Raw genomic sequence first — 7,181 nt, 5'->3', positions numbered from 1 at the left:
ACTGACGCAGGCGGCACGGAAGGAAGCGCCACCAAGAACACGCCAGTGCCAGCTGCGATCTGACCGTCGCGGCCGGCGACCGAGGCCGCCATCATTCCCCCCCAAACTCGTCAGAGCTTGACCAAACGAGGATAACCTCCTCACAGGGGATTGCAAGGGACAAACGTGGAGTTCCTCCAGCGCCTACCTCTGGCGTTCGACGGTCTCGAGATCGGCGTCGACCATCATCCCCACCAGGCCCCCGAAGTCGACCTCGGGGACCCAGCCCAATGTCGCTTGGGCCTTGGACGCGTCGCCGACGAGCAGATCCACCTCCGCCGGGCGAAGAAAGCGCTCGTCCACCACCACGTGCTGGCGCCAGTCGAGCCCCACGTGACCGAATGCCGCCTCGCACAGATCCCTGACGGAATGCGTCTCGCCGCTCGCCACCACGAAGTCGGCCGGTTCGGCCTGCTGGAGCATCAGCCACATGGCCCGCACGTAGTCGGGTGCGTAGCCCCAGTCCCGGCGCGGTTCCAGGTCGCCGAGGGCCAGGGTCTGGTCCAGCCCGGCCTTGATGCGGGCCACACCGTGGCTGATCTTCCGGGTCACGAACTCGAGCCCCCGACGCGGCGATTCATGGTTGAAGCAGATCCCTGACGAGGCGTGCAGCCCGTAACTCTCCCGATAGTTGACCGTGATCCAATGGCCGTAGACCTTCGCCACGCCGTAGGGACTACGGGGATAGAAGGGCGTCGTCTCCCGCTGCGGAGACTCGTGGACCTTGCCGAACATCTCGCTGGAGCTGGCCTGGTAGAAGCGGATGTCGGGGTCCACGATGCGAATGGCGTCAAGCACCCTGGTCACGCCGAGAGCGGTGGTCTCTCCCGTGAGCACCGGCTGACTCCACGACGTCTGGACGAAGGATTGGGCGGCGAGGTTGTACACCTCCTCGGGCCGGTGGGTCCGGAGGATGTTGATCATCGAGACCTCGTCGAGGAGGTCGCCGGCCACGAGCGTCACCCGGTCCTGGATGTGGGCGATGCGCTCGAAGTTGACGGTGCTGCTCCGGCGCAGCATGCCGACGACCTCGTAGCCCTTGTCGAGCAGGAACTCGGCCAGGTAGGACCCGTCCTGGCCGGTGATGCCGGTAATGAGAGCTCGCTTGGCCATCGTGACGTTCTACCGTCCCGTCGCAGCGGGTGAAACGGTGCTCAAACCGGGAGCACGCCGTGCTTGCGCCACGGCCGGTCGACGACCTTCGTCCTGGCCACCTGGAGGCCCCGCCAGATGGCGGTGCGGGTGTCGGCCGGGTCGATGATGTCGTCGACCTGGGCGTGGCCGGCGGCGATGTAAGGATCGATGTTGCGGCGCAGCTGCTCGGCCATCTCCAGCCGGGCCCGGGTTCGCTCCTCGCCCTCGGGGATCGCCTCGAGCTGCTTGCGCATGATGATGTTGACCATCCCGTCGGGGCCCATGACAGCGATCTCGGCGCTCGGCCAGGCCACGATGTAGTCCGCCTCGTAGGCGGTGCCGTTCATCACGAAGTAGCCGGCGCCGTAGGCCTTGCGCATCACGACGGTGACCTTGGGGACGGTGGCCTCCGACACGGCGTAGAGCATCTTGGCGCCGTGGCGGATGATGCCCTGGCGCTCGACCGCCGAGCCGACGGTGAAGCCGGGGACGTCCTGGAGGAACACCAGGGGGATGCCGAAGGCGTCGCACAGCCAGACGAAGCGGGCCGCCTTGTCGGCCGAGTTCACGTCGAGGGTGCCCCCGAGGACCTTGGGCTGGCTGGCGACGATGCCGACCGGCTCGCCGCCGACACGGGCCAGGCCCGTGATGACGTTGCGAGCCCACCCCGGCTTCATCGGGAAGAACTCCCCGTCGTCGACGATCGTGCGCACGACTCGGTCCATGTCGTAGGCCCGGCGAGGCGCGGTGGGCACGATGTCGTACAGCTCCTCGCAGCGCCGGTCCACAGGATCGGTGGACGAGCGGACCGGCGGGGACTGGCGATTGTGCGAGGGAAAGAACGACAGGTAGGAGCGCACGGCGGCCAGGCACTCGGCGTCGTCGGCAACCTCGAGGTCGGCCACGCCGCTGATCGTGGTGTGAACCGTCGACCCGCCCATCTCCTCCTCGGACACGTCCTCGCCCGTCGCCGCCTTGACCAGGTGACGCCCGCCGAGTGCCATCGACGAGATCCCCTTCACCATCGGCACGAAATCTGCCAGCGCCGGGATGTACGCCGTCCCCGCCGCGCAATGCCCGAGCATCGCCGCCACCATCGGGACGACGCCGGAGAGCGTCACCTGCTCGCGGAACAGGGCCCCGGCAGCCGCGAACGTCGACCCGCTGGTCGCCTGGATGCGGGCGCCGGCCGAGTCGAGCAGCCACACGACCGGGATGCGCTGGCGCAGGGCCAGCTCGCGCAGGCGCGCCGTCTTCGACTCGCCCACCGCGCCCATCGACCCGGCGAGCACGGTGAAGTCGTAGGCGCAGACCGCCACCCGACGGCCCTCGATCTCCCCCACGCCGGCGATCATGCCGTCGGCCGCCAGGTAGCCCTTGCTCGATGCCAGCTCCGGGTCCATCGAGTCGGCGAGGAGCCCGTACTCGACGAAAGTTCCCGGATCCAGCAGGATCTCGAGGCGCTCGCGCACGGGCAGCTTGCCGAGCGACCGCTGGCGGGCCACCTGCTTGTCGCCACCCATGGCCAGGGCCCGCTCACGGCGTCCGTCCAGGTCCTCGACCAGCGGCTTCCAGTCGTGCAGCTCGGGCGGGGGCGGCTTGCGGTCGGTCACTGTTCGCCTACGTCTCCCCTACGTCCCGCTCCAACGAGGGGGCCGCTTCTCGGCGAAGGCGGCGATCCCCTCGCGGGCGTCGTCGGTCATGGTCGTGATCGTCAGCATCGGGTGGAGGTACCGGAGCGCCTCGGCGGCGGCCAGGTCCCAGGTGGCGTAGAACGAGTCGCGGCCGAGCTTCACCACCGACGGGGGCTTGGCCGCCAGCTTGCCGGCCAGCTCGTCGACGGCGCCGTCCAGGGCCTCGACGGGCACCACGGAGGTCACGAACCCCAGCCGGTCCGCCTCCTCGGCCCCGACCCGGCGACCGGTCAGCATGAGCTCGAGGGCCTTCTTGGGTGCCATCGAGCGGACGAGGGGGACGGTGATCATGTAGGGCCACAGGCCCACGTCGACCTCGGGCGTGCCGAAGACGGCGTCGTCCGCCGCCACCACGAAGTCGCACGCCAGAGCCAGCCCAAATCCTCCGGCCAGGGCGTAGCCCCGCACCCTGGCGATGGTGGGCTTGCCCAGCTGCCACAGGTCGTCGAACAGGCGGGGCAGCTCGCCCCGCCCTTCGTGCAGGGCGAGGAAGCCGTCGCCGTCGGCCATCCCGCCCAGGTCGGCCCCGGCGCAGAAGGCCTTGTCGCCCGCTCCGCTGAGCACCAGCACCCGGACCTCTGGATCGTCCTTGGCGCGGGCGAGTGCTGCCCGCAGGCCTGAGATCACCCCCCAGGAGATGGCGTTGCGCCGCTCGGGACGGTTGATCGTCACGCGCGCCACCCCGTCCGCCTGGTCGTAGAGGAGCTCGTCGGCCATCGCCAGGACGGTAGCGTGAAGCGGCCGCCGGGGTCACCCGCGTCGGCTCCCACGAAAGCCAATACCCGTGCCGACCGCAGCCATCGTCTCCTTCCGCCTCGGCGGCAGCGACGGCGTCGGAGTGGAGGCGGGCAAGTGGGCCTGGGCGCTCGGCGAGCTCGGCTTCTCGGTACGGACGGTGGCCGGTGAGGGACGTGCGGAGCGGCTACTGCCCGGCTTGGCCATGGGCGCCCCCGAGCCGCCGACCGCCGACGAGGTCGAGGACGTGCTGGCCCCAGCCGACCTGGTCGTGGTCGAGAACCTCCTCTCGCTGCCGCTCAACCCCGGCGCCGCCGCCCTGGTGGCCAAGGTCCTGGCCGGCCGTCCCTCGATCCTCCGTCATCACGACCTGCCCTGGCAGCGGGCCCGCTTCGCCGACCACGGTCCTCCCCCGACCGACTCGGCTTGGCGACACGTGACGATCAACGACCTGAGCCGGCTCCAGCTGGCCGCCCGGGCGATCGACTCGGTGACGATCCGCAACGCCTTCGACACCGAGGCCTTCGACCCCGGGACGGCGCCCGGCGACCGCACCGCCACCCGACGGGCCATCGGTCTCGACGACCAGACCCGCGTGCTGCTGCAACCCACCAGGGCCATCGCCCGCAAGAACGTGCCTGCCGGCCTTGCCCTGGCCGAGTCCGTGGGCGCCGCGTACTGGCTCCTCGGTCCGGCCGAGGAGGGGTACGGACCCGAGCTGGAGCGCGTGCTCAGCGGGGCCGGCGTCCCCGTCATCCACGGGCCCGGGCCAGGTGGGCCCACGACCGACGTGGCCGGGCCCTACGCGGCGTGCGACGCCGTCGTCTTCCCATCGTCCTGGGAGGGTTTCGGCAACCCCACCGTCGAGTCGGCAATCCATCGTCGAGCGCTGGCGGTGGGCGACTATCCCGTGGCGGCAGAGCTGGCAGGCCACGGCTTTCGCTGGCTGCCGGCCGACGACCCGGCGGCGCTGGCCCGCTGGCTCGACGACCCCGACCCGGCGGTGCTCGAGCACAACGCCTGGGTGGCTCGGCGCCATTTCGCCCTGGCCGACCTGCCCGGGAAGATCGCCCGCCTCATGGAGTCGGCCGGCTGGGGCCGGTGGTAGGGCGCCTGGGCAGGTTTCGTCCGGTCCGGTCGTTGTGGGACGATGCAGCAGAACCTGTTTCAGCGCTACAGGAGGCATCATGGGCAAGGCCGCAGTCCTGATCGGCATCGACGAGCCGCTGGAGATCCGCGACGACGTCGAGGTCGAGGCGCCCCACGCCGGCGAGGTCAAGGTGCGCATGGCGGCGTCGGGGGTATGCCACTCCGACCTGTCGGTGCAGAACGGGACGCTGCTCGGCGGCGCCCCGATGGTCCTCGGACACGAGGGGGCCGGGGTGGTCGAGGAGGTCGGTCCTGGAGTCACGAAGGTGGCTCCCGGCGACCACGTGGTCATCTCGTGGGTACCGCAGGACGGCACATGCTTCTACTGCTTGCGCGGCCAGCCCCAGCTCTGCGAGGCGGGCACCCAGGCAATGATGACGGGCGGGCTGCTCGACGGCACCCCCCGGATGAGCTCGCAGGGCGCGCCGCTGCCGCAGATGGCGGCCTCGGGCACCTTCTCCGAGGTCACGGTCGTGCCAGAGGTCGGCGCCGTCAAGATTCCCGCCGACTTCGATCTCAAGCTGGGCGCCCTCATCGGCTGTGGGGTCCTCACCGGTGCGGGGGCGGCGATGAACACGGCCGACATCCACCCCGGCGACACTGTCGCCGTGGTGGGGTGTGGTGGCGTCGGCCTGAACGTGATCCAGGGAGCCCGCATCGCCGGCGCGGCGGAGATCATCGCCATCGACATGAACGAGACCAAGCTGTCATTGGCCAAGGAGTTCGGGGCCACTGCGGTGGTGAACGCCAGCCAGGCCGACCCCGTGAGCCAGGTGATGGAGATGACCGCGCAGCGGGGGGCGGACGTCGCCTTCGAGGTCATCGGCCTCGAGAAGACGATCGAGCAGACCATCACCATGACGCGGCGGGGCGGCCAGGCCATCCTCGTCGGCGTGCCCAAGATGGACGCCATGATCAACCTGCCCGCCTTCTTCGGCGTCGTCCTCCAGGAGAAGACGATCAAGGGGTGCTGGTACGGCTCATCGGACGTGCAACGGGACGTGCCCAAGCTCATCGAGCTCTACAAGCAGGGTCAGCTCAAGCTGGACGAGCTCGTCTCCCGGACGATCACTCTCGAGCAGGTCAACGAGGCCTTCGACGCCATGAAGACCGGCGAGGTGGCCCGCTCCGTCATCCAGTACTGAGGTCGCCAGGGGGCGACGCCCCGCTAGGGGAGCGGCGGAAGGTCGCTCCCGAGGGTGTCGACGGCGGTGGTGCCGTAGCCCCTCGGACCCTTGGTGGCTATGTTCGGACTGGTCACCGTGGCCGAACTGTCGGATGTCCAGTTGGCGTTGAGGCCCGGTTCGACCTGGGTGCCCTCGATCCACTCGTTCCAGGTCTCGGTGAGCTTCCACGGGACGTTCGCCGACACCATCGACTTCACCGCACTGTTGAACTGCTTGTCGTTGCGCGCCAACAGCGCAGAGTTCTGCTCCTTCCAGAAGCCGGGGCTGACGTAGTCGTACAGCCCAGGGAAGGTGCCGGAGCGGCTCGCCGGCCCGTACTCATGCCAGCCGTCCATCACGGCAGGGTTGGTGCCGCCCTCCGAAACCGGCTGGATCTTCATGTTGACGTAGAACCCGGTATCCGAGCGGGCCTGCTCCCACCGCACTACGTCGTTGTCGGGATAGCCGGGCAGGCCGTCATAGGAGTTGTAGACGAAGACGACGGGCTTGCCGTTGATCCACAAGTAGCCCGGCTGGTTGGCGTAGTTGGTCTTGATGTAGTTGAGGTCGCTGTCGAGCTGAGCAACGCTCGGGTTGCCATAGCCCTCCATCTCGTAGTACACGGCCCACCGCATCTTGGGATAGGGGTTGTCGGGACGGTTCATGTAGTCGGTGATGATCTTGCGGAAGTTGGCGTCGGTGCCGAACGAATCGTTCTGTCCCCACCACGACGAGATCGCCACTTCCTGGTGGGCCGCCTTCATCTCCTTGAGCTGCCAGTAGAAGTTGTTGACGTCGGCCGAGCTGTACAGCTGCGCCGAGGGGTTGAACGCCGTGGTGTTGTTCACGGCCGGCAGGTAGTGGGAATTCCAGTTCGACGGAGCATGGTGAAAGAAGCCGGCAAACACCTCGTCCTGCCAGTGACCCCAGGATCCATCGACGGCAGGATTGTGGTACCAGGGGTAGTAGAAGGTCCCGTACCAGGGCGCCGTCGGCATCCACACCCCCGCTGGAGATGTGGTCCCCCCCGGCGCAGGCGGCGGGGGCTGGTTGTTCGTCGGTGGCGCGGCCACAGCGGGAGTTGTCGGCGACAGCACGGCAATGAGAGCGAGCGGCGCTGCGAGAGCACACACTCCAGCCGCGACCCGAGTCGGCCGAGCGCGCCGCCGGGAGGCCCCTGTTGCATCTGGCCGGCTCGCCCCAGTACCACGCCAGGGACCCCTCGTCATGGTGTCACCCCCCGGCTGCCCGTCATCACCGGCCC

The 7,181-nt window shown here is 69.1% G+C and carries 6 protein-coding genes; 2 read left to right on the top strand and 4 right to left on the bottom strand.

Features of this window, described 5'->3' with window-relative positions; genetic code table 11:
* Window positions 1–183: 183 nt before the first annotated feature.
* Genes gmd through VGF64_18095 form a run of 3 tightly spaced genes read right to left on the bottom strand, consistent with a single transcriptional unit; the run spans window position 184 to window position 3,584 of the window.
* Entirely contained in the window at window positions 184–1,152 is a 969-nt protein-coding gene (gmd, locus tag VGF64_18105; protein HEY1636673.1) for a GDP-mannose 4,6-dehydratase, read from the bottom strand.
* Between the two features lie 41 nt (window positions 1,153–1,193).
* Window positions 1,194–2,786: an acyl-CoA carboxylase subunit beta gene (locus VGF64_18100; GenBank protein HEY1636672.1), complete on the bottom strand. Its 1,593-nt coding sequence runs from the start codon at window positions 2,784–2,786 to the stop codon at window positions 1,194–1,196.
* An 18-nt stretch (window positions 2,787–2,804) separates the two neighbouring features.
* Complete coding sequence (locus VGF64_18095) at window positions 2,805–3,584, bottom strand: enoyl-CoA hydratase-related protein (GenBank protein ID HEY1636671.1); 780 nt, start codon at window positions 3,582–3,584, stop codon at window positions 2,805–2,807.
* A 67-nt stretch (window positions 3,585–3,651) separates the two neighbouring features.
* On the opposite strand from VGF64_18095, the gene VGF64_18090 reads away from it, so the two are divergent.
* Both VGF64_18090 and VGF64_18085 read left to right on the top strand, forming a co-directional pair.
* On the top strand, window positions 3,652–4,710 hold the full coding sequence (locus tag VGF64_18090; protein HEY1636670.1) for a glycosyltransferase family 4 protein: 1,059 nt from the start codon (window positions 3,652–3,654) through the stop codon (window positions 4,708–4,710).
* A 79-nt stretch (window positions 4,711–4,789) separates the two neighbouring features.
* Window positions 4,790–5,896, top strand: coding sequence for a Zn-dependent alcohol dehydrogenase (locus VGF64_18085; GenBank protein ID HEY1636669.1), 1,107 nt, complete (start codon window positions 4,790–4,792; stop codon window positions 5,894–5,896).
* A 23-nt stretch (window positions 5,897–5,919) separates the two neighbouring features.
* Here VGF64_18085 and VGF64_18080 read toward each other — a convergent pair whose 3' ends face one another.
* Complete coding sequence (locus VGF64_18080) at window positions 5,920–7,050, bottom strand: hypothetical protein (protein ID HEY1636668.1); 1,131 nt, start codon at window positions 7,048–7,050, stop codon at window positions 5,920–5,922.
* Window positions 7,051–7,181: the final 131 nt, after the last annotated feature.

It is taken from the genome of Acidimicrobiales bacterium (assembly GCA_036491125.1).
Lineage (GTDB): Bacteria > Actinomycetota > Acidimicrobiia > Acidimicrobiales > AC-9 > AC-9.
Note: the sequence above shows the minus strand (reverse complement) of the source record. Positions and strands in the feature narration are given on the sequence as shown.

Bases quoted from the DNA above. Each gene is read 5' to 3' on its own strand.
- VGF64_18095 (HEY1636671.1), bottom strand. From the start codon at position 3,584: ATGGCCGACGAGCTCCTCTACGACCAGGCGGACGGGGTGGCGCGCGTG.
- gmd (HEY1636673.1), bottom strand. From the start codon at position 1,152: ATGGCCAAGCGAGCTCTCATTACCGGCATCACCGGCCAGGACGGGTCC.
- VGF64_18085 (HEY1636669.1), top strand. From the start codon at position 4,790: ATGGGCAAGGCCGCAGTCCTGATCGGCATCGACGAGCCGCTGGAGATC.